This window comes from Limnoglobus roseus (genome assembly GCF_008254045.1).
Classification (GTDB): domain Bacteria; phylum Planctomycetota; class Planctomycetia; order Gemmatales; family Gemmataceae; genus Limnoglobus; species Limnoglobus roseus.
In genome coordinates this window covers 8,066,246-8,082,925 of sequence record NZ_CP042425.1, presented here as the reverse complement: position 1 = coordinate 8,082,925, position 16,680 = coordinate 8,066,246, and the positions used below count along the sequence as shown (strand labels likewise).

The 16,680-nt window shown below is 64.7% G+C and carries 9 protein-coding genes; 4 read left to right on the top strand and 5 right to left on the bottom strand.

What is annotated here, in order from left to right:
• Nucleotides 1-83: 83 nt before the first annotated feature.
• Both PX52LOC_RS34640 and PX52LOC_RS34635 read right to left on the bottom strand, forming a co-directional pair.
• Complete coding sequence (locus PX52LOC_RS34640) at nt 84-749, bottom strand: hypothetical protein (RefSeq protein ID WP_149114366.1); 666 nt, start codon at nt 747-749, stop codon at nt 84-86.
• Between the two features lie 4 nt (nt 750-753).
• Nucleotides 754-1,494 (bottom strand): hypothetical protein, encoded by a 741-nt coding sequence (locus PX52LOC_RS34635; protein ID WP_149114365.1) that lies wholly within the window; start codon nt 1,492-1,494, stop codon nt 754-756.
• Between the two features lie 376 nt (nt 1,495-1,870).
• On the opposite strand from PX52LOC_RS34635, the gene glgB reads away from it, so the two are divergent.
• The 3 genes from glgB (at nt 1,871) to PX52LOC_RS34620 (ending at nt 6,608) form a co-directional block, all read left to right on the top strand.
• Nucleotides 1,871-3,778 (top strand): 1,4-alpha-glucan branching protein GlgB, encoded by a 1,908-nt coding sequence (glgB, locus tag PX52LOC_RS34630; RefSeq protein WP_149114364.1) that lies wholly within the window; start codon nt 1,871-1,873, stop codon nt 3,776-3,778.
• A gap of 103 nt (nt 3,779-3,881) precedes the next feature.
• Nucleotides 3,882-5,834, top strand: coding sequence for a serine/threonine-protein kinase (locus PX52LOC_RS34625; RefSeq protein WP_149114363.1), 1,953 nt, complete (start codon nt 3,882-3,884; stop codon nt 5,832-5,834).
• A gap of 9 nt (nt 5,835-5,843) precedes the next feature.
• Complete coding sequence (locus PX52LOC_RS34620) at nt 5,844-6,608, top strand: FHA domain-containing protein (RefSeq protein WP_149114362.1); 765 nt, start codon at nt 5,844-5,846, stop codon at nt 6,606-6,608.
• 4 nt (nt 6,609-6,612) lie between these two features.
• Here PX52LOC_RS34620 and PX52LOC_RS34615 read toward each other — a convergent pair whose 3' ends face one another.
• Both PX52LOC_RS34615 and PX52LOC_RS34610 read right to left on the bottom strand, forming a co-directional pair.
• The gene (locus tag PX52LOC_RS34615) at nt 6,613-7,644 is read right to left on the bottom strand and encodes a DUF933 domain-containing protein (RefSeq protein ID WP_149114361.1); all 1,032 of its coding nucleotides are present in this window, start codon (nt 7,642-7,644) and stop codon (nt 6,613-6,615) included.
• A gap of 27 nt (nt 7,645-7,671) precedes the next feature.
• Nucleotides 7,672-11,316 carry a DPP IV N-terminal domain-containing protein gene (locus PX52LOC_RS34610; RefSeq protein ID WP_149114360.1) on the bottom strand — a complete coding sequence of 1,215 codons (3,645 nt, stop codon included), beginning with the start codon at nt 11,314-11,316 and terminating at the stop codon, nt 7,672-7,674.
• A 126-nt stretch (nt 11,317-11,442) separates the two neighbouring features.
• Here PX52LOC_RS34610 and PX52LOC_RS34605 point away from each other — a divergent pair, with 126 nt between their 5' ends.
• Nucleotides 11,443-12,276 (top strand): DUF3472 domain-containing protein, encoded by an 834-nt coding sequence (locus tag PX52LOC_RS34605; RefSeq protein ID WP_246173556.1) that lies wholly within the window; start codon nt 11,443-11,445, stop codon nt 12,274-12,276.
• Between the two features lie 68 nt (nt 12,277-12,344).
• On the opposite strand, the gene PX52LOC_RS44450 is transcribed toward PX52LOC_RS34605, so the two are convergent.
• Nucleotides 12,345-16,562, bottom strand: coding sequence for a beta strand repeat-containing protein (locus PX52LOC_RS44450; RefSeq protein WP_149114358.1), 4,218 nt, complete (start codon nt 16,560-16,562; stop codon nt 12,345-12,347).
• Nucleotides 16,563-16,680 lie beyond the last annotated feature (118 nt).

The following is a 16,680-nucleotide window of genomic DNA, read 5'->3' as shown; positions in this document are numbered from 1 at the left end:
AAAGGAATTTGTAAGGAAACCTTATTAATTGCTTGTCGCACTTACACTTCTATTGTCACACTTTTTAATTCTGCCGCCATTCCTCAGTGCACAACGGCTCGCCAGACGGTGACGACCACCACCACGTAGGCGTTGCCCCAGGCGTCGGGGCGGAGGAACGTCGGCGGGCGGCTCGGGTCGCCGATGAACGGCCGGAGGAACCAGCCCATCTGGATGCCGACGAAGGCGTACAGGTAGATCCATACCCGCCGCAGGGTCACGTGCCGGGCGTTGCGGGCTTCGAGTTCGCGATACCGCTGTCGGAGTTGCCACTGGGCGGCGAACGTGGCGATCGCGAACATCAGGGCGTTGAAACTCGTCGCTTCGTGATAGTCCGTCGACGACAGGTACCAAACGGCCGTGTACGGGGCGAGGGCCGCGAGGAGAATCGCTACGGCCGCCTGCGTGCCGAGGACCGCCCGGACAGCCGTGCCGAAGTCCGCCCGCAACCCGGCCAACGTGTTCAAGACGAAAAAGCTCGGGATTGCCAACAGCGTCGTCGCCATCAGAAGGATGGGGACTTTGATTGCCGAATAGAGAACCTGCACCACGCGGTCGGGCGTCAGTCCGCCGAACGCGCCCATGACCATGCCGTAAAACCCGCCGCCAAGCCCGACGGCCAGAACCCACGCCCTCACCGCCCGGCGGCGGTCCACGGACTCGCGCGAGCCGACGAGAATCGATGCGATGGCCTGTTCGATCGGGTTCATGCCGTTATAAGCCGAAGAGGTGACGGAGCGACTTGAACACCGCTTCGAAGAACGACGACTCTCGCGCCCGGAACCACGTGAACGGTAGGAACGGCGACCCGACGAACGGCCGCAGAACCCAAGCCATCTGAGCGCCCACCAGCCCGAACGCCACGAGCCACACGTAGAAGACCGTGCCAACGTTGGCTGCCCTCACCGGGCGGGCGACGGGGAGCGGCGACTCCGATCGGGCTTCTTCGGCCGGCGGTGTCACGACGACCGACCCGCCAGGAGACCGGGCCAGTACCCGGAATAAAAACGACACGCCGAAGAGACCTGCCACCGTGAAGACCGCGACATTTAGGAGGAGGATGAACGAGTAGTTGATCGTCGTCGACGAGAAGAACGCGACGATCGGCCCGAGTGCGGCCAGTACGGAAATCAAGACGGCCATGCCGCACGTCAAGACGCGGGCCAACTCGCTGAGGTGGAGGCGAGTGCCGAGGAGGGTGTTGAAGACGTACAGCGACGGGAACGTCACGGCCAACGTCAGTGAGAACAACGCCGGCACCTTGACCGCGGAGGCCACCACTTGGCGGAACTCCGGCTCCTCCCGACCGAACAAGCCGAAACTCCCCATGCAGCAGCCGTAAGCGACGGCCAGAAGCAAAAGCACCTTCACGACCGGCCGCAGGTGCAACGGCGTCGCCGTCTCGCCTATCGGTTCGCCCCGAAGGATGCGGTCGAGTTCTCGGAAGGCATTCATGTTGGCTCTGGAAACGGGGTCGAAGTTCATCGGCCTGTCAGCCACCCGAGGGCCGAGCCGACCGTGAGGGAAGAGAATAGTAATTAAACTTTGCGTTGTAAAGTTATTTCTGCAATCGCACGACTTGATGAGATGATTGCAACTTTGGGTGTGAGCCTGTTGGGAACCGCCGGTCGCATGTCGATATGGGAAGGGCCTTCGTTCTCGAAAAAGGGCATATAACCTGCACACTCGTCAGAGCCGGATATTTGACGATCATCCGGAGATTTTTCCCAGCTTCTACTGCGGTTCCCGCGAAAGTCTCTGGTCTCGGGGGTCGTTGTCCGGTAATTCTTCCAGGTATCTTCCCCTCTTCCTCTGGCCGCGGTCGGCAATCATGACACAAAAGCCCCCCCCCTCCTGGTTCGGCGAACAAGACTTCTTCCTGTTCAACGAGGGCAATTACCTCAACGGGTATGAGAAGTTCGGCGCGCACTTGGTGACACGCGGCGACGTGAAGGGAACGCAGTTCGCCGTTTGGGCGCCGTCGGCCAAGTATGTGTCCGTGGTCGGGGACTTCAACGGCTGGGACCGCGGCAAGAACCCGCTGACGCCTCAAGGCGCATCGGGCATCTGGGCCGGCTTCGTGCCGGGGGCGCAGCAGGGGCACTGCTACAAGTACCACATCGCCACGCCGCACGACGGGTTCACGGTCGATAAGGCCGACCCCTACGGCTTCCTGTGCGAAGTCCCGCCGAAGTCGGCGTCCGTCGTCTGGGACCTGGACTACAAGTGGAACGACGCGGCTTACATGAAGACGCGCAAGGCCAAGCAGACCCAGGACGCCCCGGTCAGCATCTACGAAGTTCACCTCGGCTCGTGGATGCGCGAGGACGGCCCGCCGTACCACTCGCTGAGCTATCGTGACCTCGCGCCGCACCTGACCGAGCACGTCAAGAAGTGCGGCTTCACGCACATCGAGTTCCTGCCGGTGACGGAACACCCGTTCTTCGGCTCGTGGGGCTATCAGACGACCGGGTACTTCGCTGCGACGAGTCGGTTCGGCACACCGCAAGACCTGATGTACCTCATCGACTACCTCCACCAGCATGATATCGGTGTGATCCTTGACTGGGTGCCCTCGCACTTCGCCACCGACGCGCACGGGTTGGCGTACTTCGATGGCACGCACCTGTACGAGCACTCCGACGACCGCCAGGGCTACCACCCCGACTGGGGCAGCTACATCTTCAACTACAGCCGGCACGAGGTCCGCAGCTTCCTGCTCTCGTCGGCGATGTTCTGGCTCGACAAGTATCACATCGACGGCATCCGCGTGGACGCCGTGGCGAGCATGTTGTACCTCGACTACAGCCGCAAGGCCGGCGAGTGGATCCCGAACCAGTACGGCGGCAAAGAGAACATCGAGGCCATCGACTTCCTCCGCCGGTTCAACCAGACCGTGTACGAGAAGTACCCGGACGTGCAGACCTACGCGGAAGAGTCCACGAGTTGGGGCATGGTGTCGCGGCCGACCTATGTCGGCGGCCTCGGCTTCGGCTACAAGTGGGACATGGGCTGGATGCACGACACGCTGAAATACTTCGAGAAAGAGGCGATCCATCGCAAGTACCACCAGAACGACCTGACGTTCCGGATGCTCTACGCCTACCACGAGAACTTCGTGCTGCCGCTGTCGCACGACGAGGTTGTCCACGGCAAGGGGCCGCTGTGGGACAAGATGCCCGGCGACGAGTGGCAGAAGTTCGCGAACCTCCGGGCGCTCTACGCCTACCAGTGGGGCATGACCGGCAAGAAGCTCCTCTTCATGGGCGGTGAGATCGCCCAGCGGCAGGAGTGGCGGCACGACTCCAGCATCGACTGGCACCTGCTGGAGCACGACAGCCACAAGGGAATCCTGCAACTCATCAGCGACCTGAACCACCTGTACCGCGCGAACCCGGCGATGCACGAACTCGACAATCAACCGGGCGGGTACGAGTGGATCGACGCACTCGACTCCGGGTCGAGCGTCATGAGCTTCTTGCGGAAGGGGAAGACCCTCGACCGCGTGGTGGTCGTGTGCAACTTTACGCCCGTGCCGCGGTACAACTACCGCATCGGCGTCCCGTGCCCCGGATACTGGAAGGAAGCCCTGAACTCGGACGCGGCGACCTACGGCGGGTCGAACGTCGGCAACAACGGCGGCGTTCATGCCGAGTTCCTGCCGATGCACGGTCAGCCGTACTCGGTGAATTTGACGCTCCCGCCGCTGGGCGTCGTGTTCATGCACGGCACGGCGTGAGTTTCTTCGTTGACAGGCGGAAAGGGGTCTCGGAAGATGGACTCCACCGCCTGCCGCGGGCGGGCGACCGGGCTTGTTTTCTTCAACCGAAGCGACGCCATCCATGTCCCCGTCCTCCAGTGATCCGCTGAAGCCGGCCGACCAACCCGAAACCGCGTCGAAACTGACGGAGACGTACCTCCCCTCGCAGGACGCTTCGGCCCCATCCCTCCCGTCCTCGCCCTCGTCGTCCCTGTCCTTGCCGCCCGAACTCCTCACGCTCACTCAGTACGAGATTCTCAAGGAGATCGGCAGCGGCGGAATGGGGCAGGTGTACCTCGCGCAAGACAAGTTCCTCCGCCGGCCCGTCGTCCTGAAGATCGTCAAGACCGAGCGGTTGCACCGTTCGAGCGCGATCCAGCGGTTCATTACCGAGATGCAGTCGGCCGCCCGCCTGAACCACCCGAACGTCGTCATCGCGTACACGTCGCACCAGGTCAACGAGTTCCTCGTCTTCGTGATGGAGTACGTCCCCGGCGACGACCTTTCGAAGATCGTGAAGGGGCACGGCCGGTTGGCGGTCCCGAACGCGGTCTACTACGTCCACCAGGTCGCGCGGGGGTTGCAGCACGCCCACGAGAACGGCCTGGTGCACCGCGACATCAAACCGTCGAACCTGATCCTGAACAAGAACGGCAAGAAGCACACGGTCAAGATCCTCGACTTCGGGCTCGCGAAAGCCCGCATCGAGGACGAGGAGCCGAACGCCGGCCTGACCGGCACGGGCAAGATGCTCGGCACGCCGGACTACGTCGCCCCGGAGCAGATCCGCGACGCCGCCACCGCCGACATCCGGGCCGACCTGTACAGCCTCGGCTGCACGCTCTATTTTCTGCTCGCCGGTGAACCGCCGTTCCGCGGCCGGAACGAGTTCGAGTTGCAGGAAGCGCACGTCTTCAAGACCGCCCGCCCGCTCAACCTCCTGCGGCCGGAAGTGCCAGTCGAACTCGCGAACATCGTCAACAAGCTGATGGCGAAGGAACCGGGCAAGCGGTACCAGACGCCGGGCGAGGTCGTGGCGGTCTTGACGCCGTTCCTGAAGGGTGGGTTGGGCGGTGCCGCGAACGCCAACCCGCCAGCGCAGAACAACAACATTGAGGAAGACGTCGAGCGGACGGGCGAAGTGAACCGGATCAAGAGGGACGACGCGAAGCCGACCGTCTCCGGCGGTTCGACCGTGTCGTTTCCCACGGCTGCTCCGGTGATTCCGCCGGCGGTTCCGCCCGTCATCCCGTTAGCCCCGCCCGCCGCCGTCCCGGTCGCCCCGCCGCCCAAGTTACAGGTCGCCAAGGCGATTCCCATTGGCCCTCCGCCGTCGGCTGAGCACCCGGCCATCGTTCCGTTCGCCGGGATCGATGACCCTCCCGAAGCCGACGCCCCCCGCCGCTCGCGAGACTTCACCCGCATGGCGGCCGGAATCAAGCCGCACATCTGGTGGCTCGTCTGGGGCTACCTGCAACTCGTCTTCGTCCTGCTCGTCGCCGGCGTGACCGCGTCCGTCTTATCGATCAAGGAGGCCGATCCGAAAGCCCTGAGTTCCGCCAAGACCGACGCGGGGAAACTGTCCTCCGAGAAAATGCCCACGGAGAAAACGGACGCGGACACCGCACCGAAAAGCTCGAAGCCAAAGGGTCAGACCGACGTTCTCGCTGCCAGTACCGTTTCGACCGCCCCGCCCGGATCGATTGGGCTGTTCGTCGTCCGCCTGCCCGCCATCGTCGGCCTCTTCGGGATGTTATTCCTGTACAGCCAGCCGAAGGCCGCGGGCAAGCCACTGTCGTCGCGGTGGGTGGACCGCAAGTGGTGGATCGGCACATTCCTGCTGGCGTGGCTACTCGGCCTGGCCGCCGCCCCACTCTTCATCGACACGAGCGTCCTCGTCGTCGTGGCTTTCCTCGTCGTCCTCGGCCTCGGGGCAGGGATCGCAGTCTTCCTGAGTCGGTCCGCCGGCAACCCCCGGCCGCGGTACTATGACGAGGACGACCGCCGCCCAGACGACCGCCCGTACCGTTCGTAAAGCGAAGACATGAACGCGAACGACCTGTTTCACCGCGACAACGACCCGGTCGGCAAGACGACCGGCGTGCGCACGTTTCAGCCGACCGTTCGCCCCCCGGTGGCCGTGCTGACGGTCTGCGACGACGGCAAAGAGTCCGGCGAGATGGTCCGCATCCGCAGCGAGCGGTTTATCATCGGCCGATCCGAAGGCCACCTCATCCTCGACCACGACGACCTGATTTCCGGCCGCCACCTCGAGATCACCCGGCAGTTCCTCGGCCGCGACTATCGGTGGATCATCACCGACCTGAACAGCACGAACGGGATGTTCGTCCGCATCCGCCGGGGGCCGCTCGACAGTGGGTCGGAGTTCCTGATCGGCAACGGCCGCTACCGGTTCGAGTCGGCGATGGACGAGACGGAGCCGGAGGAATTCGTGCCCTACGAGTCCCGCGGGCCGAAGACCCGCTACCAGGGGCAGGAGTTCCACACGCGGTACCCGGCGCTGGTCGAACTGGTCGGCGGGCAACCGCAGATGAAGCTGCAACTCATCTACCCGGAGTACTGGATCGGCACCCACCCAGAGTGCGTCATCGCCCGGCCGGACGACCCGTTCGCCGACCCGAAGCACGCTCGCCTGTTCCGCGACGACGACGCCCGGTGGTGGTTCGAGAACAACAACTCGGTCAACGGCATCTGGCTGCGGCAGGTCCAGTGGGAAGTCCGCGGCCAGTGCAAGTTCCAGATCGGCGAGCAGCGGTTCAAGCTCGACGTGCCCGCCGCCCCGGGTTGAGCGGTTAGAGAATCTCGACCACGTCCCCGTCGTGGACGACGTACTGCTTCCCTTCGAGTCGTTCGAGGCCCTTCGCCTTCGCTTCCTTCTCGGAATACCCGCACTGCCGGAACGTGTCGTAGCCGACCACCCGCGCCCGCACGAACCGGGCAGCGAGGTCGTTGTGGATGCACGCGGCCGCCGCCACCGCGTCGCCGCCGCCGGTCATCGCCCACGACCGGCACTCGTCGTGCCCGGCGGTGAAGAAGACGATGCGGCCCATCGCGTAGAAGACGCTGCGGATCGCGGCCTCGCGGAACGACCCCTTGAAGCCGAGGTCGGCCATGAACATCTCGCGGTCCTCTTGCGAGAGCGCCGCCAGTTCCGTCTCCAACTTCACCGGTGCCTGGGTCGCCGCCGGGCAGATCGCGAGCAGATCGGCCGGCAGCGGGTCGTTGAAGCCGGCGTCACCGCGGTTCACGAACGCCGTTTCCGGCTTCAGCGTCAGCAGTTGGAAGCTGCGGAGGAGCTTCTCGTCCTCCGCGGTGAGGTGCATCTCCTTCGCGAACTTTCCGGCCTCCAACCCGGCGATGACCCGCTTCAGCAGGGCCAACTCGATCTCGTCCAGCTCGCGCTCCTTCGCCGGCTTGGCCTTCTTCATCTGGGCCTCGACCTTCGGCACGCGGTTGGACACGATTTCCAGGTCCGCGAACAGCAGTTCCTCCTGGAACTTTCGCAACTGCTCCGCGAGCGGTGCGCCGCTGAAGCCGTCGAGGACGACGACGACACCGTTCGCCTCGCGCAGAATGCCGAGGCGGCGCGGGTTGTCCTTGCGGTCGTCGGCCATCAGGCCGGGCGTGTCGAGAAACTCGACCTTCGCGAACGTCAGCTTCTTCGGCTTGAACGCCTCCGCGATTGCGCGGAGGCGATCATCGGGCACGTCCGCCGTGGCGAGTTGCCCCTGCTGAATCTTGCCGGGGTCGGGCGTGGCCCCGGTCAGCCACTGGAACACCGTACTCTTCCCGACGCCCGAATATCCGACGAGGCCGACTTTCATGGAACCGCCCTCCCGTGTGGTCCGCCGTCACTTCGCCCCCAGCATCGTCCGGCGGATGAAGTCGATTTGCAAGGTCTGGTAGTGCTCGCCACGGATGCCGTGCCGCGACGGGGGGTAGATCATCAACTCGAACGGCTTGTTCGCCTTCTGCAAGGCGTCCACGAGTTGCATCGAGTTCTGCACGTGGACGTTGTCGTCCATCAGGCCGTGGATGAGCAGCAACTTTCCGTGCAGGTTGCCGGCCGCCTTCACCACGGAGGTCTTGTCATACCCTGCCTTGTTCTCGTCCGGCAGGCCCATGTACCGCTCGGTGTAGATCGTGTCGTACAAGCGCCAGTCGGTCGGCGGCGCACCGGCGATGCCGGCCGCGAACTTCTTTGAGTGCGTCAGGGCGTAAGCGGTGATGAAGCCACCGAAGCTGTGCCCGCTGATGCCCACTCGCGACGAATCGGCCCACGGCTTCGCCGTGATCCAGTCCACGGCTTCTTCCAGGTCTTTCAGTTCCGGCACGCCCATCTGCTTGTAGCACGCCCACGCGGAGACGGCCCCCTTGCCGCTCGCCGACCGCGGGTCCACGCGGAACGACACGACGCCCATGTGTGCTAGCACTTGCTCGAAGCCCCGCCAACTCCAGGCGTCCTTCACCGTCGGCGCGTGCGGGCCGGCGTAAGTCGAAATCCAGACCGGGTACTTCTTCGTCGGGTCGAAGTCCGGCGGGTAGGTGATCGCGGCCTCTAGCTGGAAGCCGTCCTTCATCGGAACCTGGAGCCGCTCGACGTTGCCGAAGCGGTACTCCTCGCGGGCGTAGGCCGGGTTGTTGTCAAGCGTGCGGACGACGCCCCCGCCGAGTTCCCGGAGCAGAGTTGTGCCCGGTGTGGTGTTGTCGGTGAAGCGGTCGGTGAAAAGATTCCCCTTCGGGGCCACACTAACTGTGTGCGTGCCGTCGCCGGCCGACAGCCGTGTGACGCCGGAGCCGTCGAGCTTGGCTGCGTAGAGGTTCGCGCCGTTCGTGCCGTCCTTCGTGCCGCTGAAGTAGACCACGCCGTCGGCTTCGCTGACGCGGTGAACGTCGCGAGCCTCCCACTCGCCCGAAGTCACGGCACGGATCAGCTTGCCCTGCGGGTCGTAGTGGTAGAGGTGCTTCCAGCCCGTGCGCTCGCTGGGGAAGAGGAACGAGCCGTCGGCCAAGAACTTCGGCTCGCCCATGTCGTCGATCCACGCCTTCGTCTGATCGCGGAACAGCACCCGCGGCGAACTCTCCGGCGTGTCCCACACGACGAAATCGAGCCACGTCTGTCGACGGTTCTGGACGTAGGCGAAGACCTGCTTGCCGTTGGGCAAGAATCCGACGCGGGCGAACAGCGTGTCGTCCGGCTTGTACTCGCCAAGTGGCAGGAATACCGGCTTCGCGTCGGCGAGCCTGACGACGCCGATCTTCGCGATCGGGTTCGGGTCGCCGGGCTTCGGGTACGCATAAACCTCCGCGCGGCCGCGCGTGGTCAGTGGATCGGCGAGGGTGTACTTCTTCACCGGCGTGTCGTCGAACCGCAGGAACGTGATGGCCGAGCCGTCGGCGTTCCACCAGTAAGACTGCCCGTTGCGATTGAAGATTTCCTCCTCGTACACCCAGTCGGCCCGGCCGTTGAGTAACTCGCCGCCGCCGTCGGTGGTGAGGGCCGTCTCCTTCCGCGTGGCGATGTCGACCGCGAACAGGTTGCCCGCCCGCACGAAGGCGATGTGCGTCCCGGTCGGCGAGAAGGTGACGAACTCCTTCTTGCCGTCGCTCGTCGTCAGTTGCATGCCGGGCGTGCCGTCGAAGTACGCGATGCCGAGTTCGCCTTTCGGCAAATCGACGAGCGTGGCGGTGCGGGCGGGATTCATCCGGTATTGCCCGCCGCGGGCGAAGCCGCCCCGGGCCTGTCGTTGAATCGCGGGTAGACCTTCCAGCGACTTCTCCAACTTCCCGGCGTCCACGAACATCTCCGACCGTCCGGTTCGAGCGGCCACCTTCCAGAGCTTGTTGGCCTTGGATTGCAGGAAGTGGTCGCCGTCGGACAGCCACGTCACGGGGCCGATCTCGCCGACCGCGAAGGATCGGTTGGAAGTCAGGAAGCCCAGATCGAAGGGCAAGTTCTTTTTGCGATCTTCGGGCAGCGGCCGCGGTTGGCCCGTCGCCACGCCGCCGAGTTTCGGCACCCGCACGACGGGGAACTCTTTGTCTTTCGCGATGCCGGCGTCGAAGAAGTTCCACGTCGTCAGCCCGTCCTCGGCCTGCGGTTCGAGGAGGAACGCCGCAAGGCGGCCGAGCGGTTGCGCGGTTCGAACGACGAACGTGTTCGGCGGCACGCGGCGGGCTACCTTCTCGCGCGTGACTTCAAGCTGTCGCGTCTTGTGCTTCTGAAACGCCTCGGCCGCGGCGCTCGCCTCCGTCACGCGGTAGGCTTCGAGGTCCAGGTCGATGTCTTCACGCAACTCTTCGACCGCGATCCCGTGCCGGCGGAGCGTATCGACTGCCTCGGCGAACGCCGGCGGCACGAGGTACGCTTCCGGCACTTCGACTTCGAGAGTGGGAACCCGGTTCGTGACGAGTTGCAATTCGAAGTCCTTCGGCTTCGCGTCCGCGTCGAAGCCGAGGACCGTGGCCGGCTTCTCGTGGGCGGTGGCTTTCGACCGCAGGGCGATCCGCGTCGGCGTGTTTGCCTCACGAGTCAGTTTCCGCAGCACGTCCGGCTTCTCGGCCACGCTCTCGAATGTCGACTTCACGAAGTGGTAGCTCGCCTTCACGCGGTCGGCGAAACTCGCGTAGGTGTACGACTCGGACAGCACCGGGACGCGGTTCCGCAGGCCGACGTACTGTGTGCCGAACCGCGGCGTGGCCGGGTAACTCGTCCACTGCGTGCGGTCCTTGTTGAAGTTGCCGTAGAAGAACGACTCGAACCCGGTCGCGGCCTTCAGCCGTTTCGTCACGTCGGGGAACAGCGTGTTGTTACTGAAGGCGATCAACCGCGAGTCGGCGGCCGGGTTTTGCTGGCCGTCGTAGGTGAGCGTGTAGCGGTGCTTGCTGCCGTTGGTCGTGTGGCAGTCGATCATCAACAGCGGGTCCCACGCCGTGATGAGTTTCACGAGCGAGCGAATTTCGGGCGACTCCAGTTTGATGAAGTCGCGGTTCAAGTCGAGGCCGTCGGCGTTTTCGCGAACGCCGGCCAACGCGGGGCCGTTCTGACCGGGGCGGTTGTCGGGCCCGATCTTCTCGTTGCCGTCGGGGTTGATGTCCGGGGCGACGAGGATCACGCACCCCTTCAACAACGCATCGTTGTTCACGGCCAGATCGCGGGCCAGTGCGAGCACCGCCTCCTTGCCGTCCACCTCGCCGGCGTGGATGTTGGCGTACACCAACAGCACGAGTTTGTTTGCCCTCGCCGCCGCTTGCGGTGAGTCCACGCCGTCCGCCGAAACGATCAGCAGCGGCAACGGCCGGCCTTCTTTGCTCGTGCCGTAGGTCGTTGCCTTGACGCGCGGCGACAGCTTCGCAAGCTGCTCGCCGAAGGCGATCACGTCGGCGTGGCGGGTGGTTTCCTGGTAGTTGGTTTTCTCGGCCGCCGTTCTCGGGGCGGGCGTTTGGGCCGTGACGAACGATGAGAATACGAGAAGGCAGACAATCGAACTGCGCATAGACGCTCCAGACGGGGGCCGAGAGGCGGGGTGATTGTAGGCGGGGGCCGGCGGGTTGGCGTCCCGCTGGTGGCGGGAGTAGAACAACCGAGCCTACCCCACCCATTTTGGAGCGAAGAGATGCGGATGCTTCTGACCACGGCCCTGGCGCTGAGCCTGACAAACGGTCTGACCGCCGACGAGAAACTGAAGGGCATCGCGTGCCGGTCCGTCCACCTCGGCTACGCCGCTCCGGCCGGCAGCGCGTTCTACAACGAGATGACGGTCGAGAAGTCGGCCGACGGGACGTACTTCATGGCGGCGGGGTTCAACCTCGGCTACTTCGGGATTCAAGAGAAGGCCGACGGGAAGAAGGTCGTGATCTTCTCGGTCTGGGATCCGACCTCCGGCAACGACGCGAAGAAGGTGCCCGAAGACCAGCGGGTGAAGATGCTCCACAAGGACGACGCCGTGCGCGTCGGGCGGTTCGGCGGCGAGGGCACTGGCGGGCAGTCGTTCCTCGACTACGACTGGAAGGTCGGCGAGACGTACCGCTTCTACGTCACGGCGAAGGCCGATGGCACCGACCGCACCGCCTATAGCGGGTACTTCTACCTGAACGACAAGAAGGCGTGGAAGCACCTCGTCACCTTCTCCACGCAGTCGAAGGGCAAGTTGCTCGGCGGCTACTACTCGTTCGTCGAGGACTTCCGGCGGAACAAGGTTTCGACCACGAAGGTGAGGAAGGCGGAGTTCGGCAACGGCTGGGTGAAGACGACGGACGGGGAATGGGTGGAACTGACGAAGGCCCGTTTCACCGCCGACTCAAACCCTGTCACGAACATTGATGCCGGGTTGAAGGGCTCCAACTTCTTCCTCGCCACCGGCGGTGACACCCAGAACAAGACGACAAAGCTCAAGGAGAGCACCGACCGGAAGGCCGGCGGGAAGGCTCCGAGCGACCTGCCGCAGGAGAAGTGATTGCCCCGTGAACGAAGACGCCCCGCGGTTTAATCCGCGGGGCGTCTTCGTTCACGGCTTGAGTGCGATTACCCGACGTACACGCCACCGAGTTGACCCGGGAAGGCGTCGAAGCTGAACGTCGTCGGCCCGTTCCCGCCCATGAGGTAGCCGGTCACCTTGCTGCCGCTGCCGTCGCCCGACCCGACCACGAGGTCGGCACTCGTGTCGTTGTTCAGGTTCTTCACAGCCACCCGCACGCCCGAACGGTCGTTGGTGTCGCCGGCGAAGAAGTTCGCCAGGGGGACGAACGCATTCGTGAGTAGGCTCTGACCGTTGATGGCCAAGACCCGCGGGGCACCGCCCGGCCCGCCACCGCCGATGATGTCCGCGAACCCGTCGGCGTTGATGTCCCCGACGGTGATAAACGCCCCATTTCGCAGGGCCGGCTCGAAGAGGAAGAAGTCGTTGAACAACTTCCGCGGCGAACCCGTTCCCAGGCTCGTTCCGTCGTAGCCCGCGATGCGGGGGCCGCCGCCAGGTCCGGCGGAGGCGATGAGGTCGGTCCGGCCGTCGCCGTTCACGTCGCCCAACGCAGCACGTGCCCCGCCGCGGAAGGCCGGGTCGTCGATCACAAAGAAGTCGGCAATCACACCGAACCCGTTGCCGCTCAGAATGCGTGCCCGCGGGCCGCCGCCTTCATCGGGGGTGATAACGAGGTCGGCTACGCCGTCGCCGTTGAGGTCGCCGGCCGCCACGTAGACGCCGCCGGTGAACGCCGCCTCGAACGGTTGGGTCACGAACAAGACTGAGCCGTCGGTGCCGTTTAGGATTTGCACTTGGGTCGCACTACCGGGACCGGTCCCGATGACCACGTCCGCCACGCCGTCGCCGTTGAAGTCACCCGTGGCCGTCCGCACGCCGCCCGTCAGACCGGGGAAGGCGGGGGCAATAAACCGCTGCGAACCGTCGGCGTTGAAGTAGCGGACCACTTGGGGACCGCCGGTTCCGCTGCCCACGGCGAACTGCGGCGACCCGACGAGTGGCACGGTCGGCGTTGCTACCGGCGGCGGGGGCGGCGAGGTCGTCAGCGGGACGGTCACGACGAACGAATCGCTCGTCTGGTTGTTGTCACCGTCGGTCACGGTCACGGTCACGGTCGTCGACCCGGTTTGACCGGCCGCCGCCGAGACGCTCACGGACCGATTCGACCCGGTGCCCGTCACGCTGACGGACGAAATTAACGTCGGATTGGCGGCCGAGGCCGTCACCACAAGGCCCGCGGCCGCGGTTTCTCCGTCAAGGACGATGAACGGGGTGGTGGCCGATTGGCCCGCGATGATGGTCTGATCCGCGATGTTCGAGATCACCGGCGGGGTATTGGAGGGCGTCGAGGGTGGCGGGGGCGGGGTCGTCGGGTCCGTGACCGTCACGTCGAACGTGTCGGTGGCCGTGGCCCCTTGTTCGTCCGTTACCAAAAGGGTGATCGTCGCCGTGCCCGTTTGCCCGTCCGCTGTATTCACGGTGATGGTGCGGTTAATCCCCGACCCGCCGAACGTGAGCGACGAGATCAGCGTCGGATTGTTCGAATTGGCCGAAAGCACCAGGTTGTTTGACGAAGTCTCGGCGTCGGCCGCCCCGAAGGCATACGTCCCACTCTGGCCGGTCACGATCGTTTGGTTCAGTACGTCGGTGATGATCGGGGCCGAGTTCGCCGGCGGCGGGGGCGGCGGTGGCGGCGGCGGGACGAAGATGTTGCTCAGGTTGAACGAGGCCATCTGCGTTCCACCCGTCACGGTGGCGTCCACGAAGTACGACCCGCCCGTGGCGTTGGCCGTCGGTTGAGCCTGGGCGATACCATTCGCATTGGTGACGACGGTGGTGAACGTCTGGCTGCTGAAGATCACGCCCGGCCCACTCGCCGGCCCTGCGAATCTCACGCTGACGTTGGCCAGTACGGGATTGCCGAAGGTGTCCGTTACCAGAGCCGACAGCGGGCTGGAGAAAGCCGTGTTCGTGAGCGTCGCTTGGCCGGCTCCACTGACGATTGAAACCTTGCTCGCCACTGCGGGGGCGTTGGTCAGGTTAAAGTTCGCCGTCCCGACGTTGGGCCCAGACGCTTCCACCAAGTACGGCGTAGCAGAAGCAACCGTGTTGGCATTGACTGGGACCGAAATCAGACCCGCGATCTGGGACGATACACCCGTGCTCGGGTTAACGATTGTGAGCGTGCTGGTGTTGACCGTGATCGTCGATCCGCCGCCGGGGAAGGTCAGCGACGGCTGGTTCGGAACCGTCGGGGCCGTCAGCGTCACGGGGACGTTATTCAGGCCGTTCCCTTGCGAGTCGAGGATTTGGACGACGAGGTTGTTCCCGAACTGGGCGTTCGCTGTCGTCGTCTGATTGTCCCCGCTGAAGATTTGAATGAAGCTGCCGGAGGCGGGCGTCCGAATGCCGAAGGCGGTGTTGCGAAGGTTAAACGTCGCCCCGTTCGCGGTGCTGCCGGTACCGGCGGTCACGACGTAATCGCCCGCGACCCCGTTCGCGGCCAGTGGGACAGTTGCCATGCCCGAGAAGTTGGTCAGCACGCCCGTTACCGACCCCTGCGAGAAGAAGACTGCCGAGGCGGTTGGGTTGGGGGTGGTCGGGGCCTGGAAACGGGCAATCACGTTCGGCACCGGGGTGCCGTTCGGGTCCGTCACCAGGACTTGGAGGTTCGTCGCGAACGATTGATTCGTCTGGGCCGTCTGGTCGTCGCCGGAGATCAACCCGACCGAGTTTCCGGTCTGAACTTCGAACGCGCCGATGTCGCTCCGATTGTTCACGACGCGGCTGAACCCCCGGCCGTCGGTCGCAACGGTCGGGGTGAACGGCCCGGCGTTGATGGCTTGACTACCGCTCGGGAGGGCACGGGTGAACACCGGCCCCCCGTTCGCCTGTGGGGTGCCCAGGGTTACGACGACGGCCTTCGTGGGGTCGGGGTCGGTGCTCGCGATGTCGCCGGTGGACAGGTTGAACTTCGCCCCGCCGTCGACGACGGTGATGAGGTTGAACCCGCCCGAGGTGCTCGACTTCGCGCCGGTGACCTGGACTTCGCGAAGGGTTGTGGTCCCGAAGGTTGTGTTGTTCGCGACGATCGACCCGGTCAGGCTCAGACTTCCGGCCCGAACCCCGCCGGACCCCGTACTTGTCGTACTGTTTCGGCTAATCGTGGAACTTTGAATCGTGACGTTCGTGCCGCCAACGCCGCCCGTCGTGTTGACCCCAACGCCGGCCGACGAGTTGCTGTCGATGGTCGAGTTAATGACCGTGACGTTAGCCCCTTGCACGCCCCCGCCGGTCGATGTCGCCGTCTGCCCCTGATTGCCGGCCACGTAACTGCCCACGACGCGAATGCTGGCATTCCCGGACGAGACGCCCCCCGTCCCGGTTGTTGTGGCTTTGTTGTTCGTGATCGTGTCGCGGTTGAACACCGCGTCGGTGCCGCTGAACGCGCCCCCCGTCTTGCCCGTGTTCGAGTCCAATGTGCTGTCGTTGAACTCGAACGACCCGGCTGTTCCCACCGCCCCACCGGTGCCAGTCGTAGCGGTATTATTGTTGATCCGCGAGTTGTTGAACTGAACGAAACCGGTCGAAGCGCTGGCGACCGCGCCGCCATCGGCCTGAGCCGTGTTCCCACTGAGGGTGACGTTGTTGAAGACGGCCCCGCTGCCGTTCGTCAGGTAAACGCCGCCGCCGTTCAGGACAGCGGTGTTGTTGAGAATGTTCGAGTTGTTGATGATCAGTTGGGACCCGCCCGACGACAGAATGGCCCCGCCATTCTGGGCCGCCGGGGTGCTACCGCCGGTCAGCGTCAAATCGTTGATTGTGAGGTACGTCGTGGCGGGCGTACCGCCCAGGTCGAAGAAGCGGAAGTTCGGTCCGCCACCGGCGCGGGTGATCGTCGCCCCGTTCCCGTTGATGGTAATCCCGTTTCGCCCGCCGCCGTCGGCAACGAATGTCGGGACGGCGTTCCCGCCATCGACCATGTCCGCGGCCGCGCTGAACGTGTAAGTCGCGAACGGGATGAGGTTGATGGTGTCGGGTTCGTTATTCGTAGCCGCAGTGGCGAAAAACCCGAGGAGTTCCGCGATCGCCGGCGCGTTGTTAGCGCCGAACGTGCCGGGATCAATCGTGGCGGTAAACACGGCCGGCGCGAGGCGATCGTCCAGTTGTTCCAGCGTGCCACGGAGGCCGACCGTCGCCTTATTGGTCCGGGTTTCGGCCTTCAGGTCGCGGCGAGAAGAAGCAACTCGTCGAGCGGGCATAAGCCACCTCTATGTTCATGCGATGCGAGGCGCACGAGACGGAAAAAGCGTGTTCGTATAGCCAATTTGGCGTCGGGCACCGGGGTGAAACTTCAGGCTCTGAGGGCGCGACCCACGG

What these genes read in the sequence shown, in the direction of transcription:
- PX52LOC_RS34625 (WP_149114363.1), top strand. Translation starts at nt 3,882, where the DNA reads ATGTCCCCGTCCTCCAGTGATCCGCTGAAGCCGGCCGACCAACCCGAA.
- glgB (WP_149114364.1), top strand. Translation starts at nt 1,871, where the DNA reads ATGACACAAAAGCCCCCCCCCTCCTGGTTCGGCGAACAAGACTTCTTC.
- PX52LOC_RS34610 (WP_149114360.1), bottom strand. Translation starts at nt 11,316, where the DNA reads ATGCGCAGTTCGATTGTCTGCCTTCTCGTATTCTCATCGTTCGTCACG.
- PX52LOC_RS34640 (WP_149114366.1), bottom strand. Translation starts at nt 749, where the DNA reads ATGAACCCGATCGAACAGGCCATCGCATCGATTCTCGTCGGCTCGCGC.
- PX52LOC_RS44450 (WP_149114358.1), bottom strand. Translation starts at nt 16,562, where the DNA reads ATGCCCGCTCGACGAGTTGCTTCTTCTCGCCGCGACCTGAAGGCCGAA.
- PX52LOC_RS34615 (WP_149114361.1), bottom strand. Translation starts at nt 7,644, where the DNA reads ATGAAAGTCGGCCTCGTCGGATATTCGGGCGTCGGGAAGAGTACGGTG.
- PX52LOC_RS34620 (WP_149114362.1), top strand. Translation starts at nt 5,844, where the DNA reads ATGAACGCGAACGACCTGTTTCACCGCGACAACGACCCGGTCGGCAAG.
- PX52LOC_RS34605 (WP_246173556.1), top strand. Translation starts at nt 11,443, where the DNA reads ATGCTTCTGACCACGGCCCTGGCGCTGAGCCTGACAAACGGTCTGACC.
- PX52LOC_RS34635 (WP_149114365.1), bottom strand. Translation starts at nt 1,494, where the DNA reads ATGAATGCCTTCCGAGAACTCGACCGCATCCTTCGGGGCGAACCGATA.